The sequence below is a fragment of the Limnohabitans sp. genome (assembly GCF_044373035.1).
Classification (GTDB): domain Bacteria; phylum Pseudomonadota; class Gammaproteobacteria; order Burkholderiales; family Burkholderiaceae_C; genus Limnohabitans_A.
The window spans coordinates 1-2,840 of record NZ_JBILQU010000209.1 but is presented as its reverse complement, the minus strand read 5'-3'; the positions used below and the strand labels follow the sequence as shown (position 1 = coordinate 2,840).

Here is a 2,840-nt window from a genome sequence, read left to right as displayed (position 1 = left end):
TGGGCGCCTCTGAGGGTCTGCGACAGCCCCAAGACCAACCCGCTCAGCACAATCATCGCGGTCATTGTCCCCCCCAAGCGCTGGTGTTCGGTTTGTTTTGACGTCAACCACGGCAAGCTCAGCGCGATGAAAGCAAAAGCACTGGAGGCATGCCCGCCCGGAAAACACGCACCACCACCCCCATCGGCCTCGCCCCATGACCAGTGCGACACATAGCTGGCCGCCCCACCAAAGGCCTGCAACTCCCAAGGACAGCTGGTCAGGCTGATGCTTTTGATGGCGGTGACCACCAGCAAGCTGAGGGTGATTCCCGCAGCGATCTCCCACCGTTGACGGCGTTGCAGTTGCCGCCAAATACCCTGCGGCCACACGGACATCGCCAACACCCCAAGGTAAATCAGCACCCCCAATTGTTTGGCCCCGGTGTGCAGCACGTTGCTCAACCACCAGTGGTCACGCCAGGAAAATCCCTGTGGAGTGCCCAGCCAGTTCATGGCGCTGAGATCGGCTTCCGATGCATCCCATGCCAAGGTCAGCACCAGCAGCGTGCCCCAAAGCCACAGGCTGGCGAGCGCTTGCGGGTGTGGGTTGACGTTGCACAGCCTATTCAGTGGGGCCTTGGCGGGGGTTCGCATGTCTGATTTCTGCATCGTTCAATTAAATGCCGCCCGGGTTAAGCCAGGCTTAAAGTCCCTGTGACAAGGTGTGCGCCATGAACACCACACCTGAGACAATCGAGCCTCAACAAATGACCACTCACGCCAATGGGACTGGGACGATGCGGGTATTGATTGTGGAAGACGACGCGGGCATTGCCACGGGCTTGGCCGCGACATTGAAGGCCAGCGGCTATGCGGTGGACGTGACGTCCACGCTGGCACTGGCTTCGGCAGCACTGCGCGTGGAGCCCTTTGACCTGGTGCTGTTGGACCTGAGCCTGCCCGATGGCGACGGCCTGGACTGGCTGCGCCAGGTGCGCCGCTCGGGCAGCGTGATGCCGGTGTTGATCATGACCGCCCGCGATGCCTTGCCCGACCGGGTGGCCGGGCTGGACGAGGGGGCCGACGACTATGTGGTCAAGCCCTTCGAGCCTGAGGAACTGCTGGCCCGCATGCGCGTGGCCCTGCGCCGCAGCGAAGGCCGCGCCTCGCCGCTGCTGCGCCACGGCGATCTGGTGGTCGACCCGGCCGCCCACACGGTGGTGCGCAACGGCGAGAGCGTGGCGCTTCGGGCCAAGGAATTTGCCTTGCTGCTGGCACTGCTGCGCGGCAGCGGGCAGGTGCTGTCGCGCCAGCGGTTGGAGCAGGCGCTCTATGGTTTTGACGAAGCGCTGGACAGCAACGCCCTGGAAGTGCACATGCACCACCTGCGCCGCAAACTCGGCGATGGCCTGGTCAAGACGGTGCGCGGCGTGGGCTATTTTGTGCCGGTGCCAGAAAACAAAGGAGCGGTTTGATGGGCCAAGCCACAAATCCGCAGTTCGAACCTGGCAAGCCCCAACCCCGCTCGCTATGGCGCTACCTTTGGGCCTGGGCCTTGGGGGCGGTCGTGGCGCTGTGGCTTTTGCTGGCCGGATTGGCCTATTCCACCGGCTACCACGAGGCCGAAGAAATCAGCGACGGCCTGTTGGTGTCGGCCGCGCAACTGCTGCTCAGTCAGCCGCTGAACGCGCTCTTGCCTGAGCCTGATGCATCCCAATCCCATGCGTCGCCACAGGTTGCACTGCCCAAAGCCTTGGCACAGCATCCGCCCAACGCCTACGCGCCTGAGTTTCATGTGCTCGTGTGGCAGGACGAACGCCTGGTCTGGGACTCGCACGGTGTGCACGCCCAATGGCCAACGAAACTGGCGCTGGGCCATCAGACGCTGGGTTTGGCGATGCAGGGCGTTACGCAGTATTGGCGCGTGTACGTGGGTGAGTCGACGGGTGGTGACTCTGTGCGCCGCGTGGCCGTGTTCATGGACCCGGCAGGGCGTGAAGCGCTGGCCGCCGACATTTCTGAGCACATCTTGCTGCCCGCACTGGTGTTCTTGCCTTTGGTGGCGCTGATGCTGGCCTCGGCCATTCGTCGCGGCTTGCTGCCTTTGCAGCGTTTGTCGGGCAATATCGCGGCGCTCGATGTCGATGCTGGCCAAACCCTGGTGCCGCAGCAGCCTTATCGGGAACTGGGCGTGACGGTTCAGTCCATCAACGCTTTGGTGCTTCGCCTGCATGCCCAGATCGGGCGTGAGCGGCGTTTTGCCGCCGATGTGGCCCATGAGCTGCGCACCCCATTGACCGCGCTGGTGCTGCAGGCCCGGCTGGCCCGCCACGGCTCAGCCGCCGAACAAGCCCAAGCCTTGCAGGCGGTGGAGCAGGGCGCTTTGCGTGCGGGGCGCATCCTGTCGCAACTGTTGGACTTGGCCAGTGCCCAAAGCCTGTCCGCAGACCCCTCTGAGCCTGTGGACCTGTGCGCCTTGGGGCTACGTGTGGTGTCAGAGCATGCGGCGCTGGCCCACGAGTTGGGTCAGGACATCGCGCTCGAAGCCCCCGAGCAGCCTCTGGCGCTGCCCGGGCAGTCCACCTTGCTGGAGCTGGCCTTGCGCAACCTGGTGGACAACGCCTTGCGCCACAACCCGGCGGGCACCTACGTCGAGGTGCGCGTGGCCCGCGATGCCTCAGGCCAGGTGACGCTGTCGGTCAGCGACGATGGCGGTGACTTCAGCGCCGTCCGCGCACCTGATGCCGAGACGGGTCTGGGCATTGGCCTGACCTTGGTCGAGCGCATCGCCCAAAGCCAGGGCGCGCAGCTCTTGCGCGATGCGGGTGCCGCGCCTTTTGGCAAGCGTTTTGCGCTGGT

The 2,840-nt window shown here is 64.6% G+C and carries 3 protein-coding genes; 2 read left to right on the top strand and 1 reads right to left on the bottom strand.

Annotated features, from left to right (window positions below):
• Positions 1-635 (bottom strand): hypothetical protein (locus ACIQ47_RS15995; protein ID WP_396439023.1); only part of this gene is annotated, 635 nt, incomplete at its 3' end.
• Positions 636-778: 143 nt separating this feature from the next.
• Here ACIQ47_RS15995 and ACIQ47_RS15990 point away from each other — a divergent pair.
• The gene (locus ACIQ47_RS15990) at positions 779-1,456 is read left to right on the top strand and encodes a response regulator (protein ID WP_396439022.1); all 678 of its coding nucleotides are present in this window, start codon (positions 779-781) and stop codon (positions 1,454-1,456) included.
• A partial coding sequence (locus ACIQ47_RS15985) for a histidine kinase dimerization/phospho-acceptor domain-containing protein (protein ID WP_396439021.1) occupies positions 1,456-2,840 on the top strand: 1,385 nt, incomplete at its 3' end. The genes ACIQ47_RS15990 and ACIQ47_RS15985, both read left to right, overlap by 1 nt.

What these genes read in the sequence shown, in the direction of transcription:
- ACIQ47_RS15990 (WP_396439022.1), top strand. Translation starts at nt 779, where the DNA reads ATGCGGGTATTGATTGTGGAAGACGACGCGGGCATTGCCACGGGCTTG.